General features: G+C 54.8%; 1 rRNA gene. It reads right to left on the reverse strand.

Annotated features, from left to right (window positions below):
* Positions 1 to 250: 250 nt before the first annotated feature.
* Positions 251 to 356: ribosomal RNA gene (locus AC2W7L_RS18505) — 16S ribosomal RNA — on the reverse strand; the annotation flags it as partial.

Below are 356 nucleotides of genomic sequence, written 5' to 3' on the forward strand. Positions count from 1 at the left end.
ACAACACACAGCTGCCAGTCGGTACCGGGGTTGGTCCTGTTGGTTGAAACCACACCCAACCAATCGGTTGGGGTTTGTGATTCCAGGACCCAATAACGTGTTCGTTCTAGCCCATACAACAACCAACATCGACACGGCAGTCACCGGACAACGCTGGAAGATATGAACGGAAGAAGTGATGTTCCACCCTTGAGCTCCCAACACCAACACGCGCGGCTGGTTCGTTGGGGTTCTTATGTGTGCTCCTTAGAAAGGAGGTGATCCAGCCGCACCTTCCGGTACGGCTACCTTGTTACGACTTAGTCCCAATCACCAGTCCCACCTTAGACGGCCCCCTCCACAAGGGTTGGGACACC

It is taken from the genome of Brevibacterium sp. LAARM3_SD1 (genome assembly GCF_057364765.1).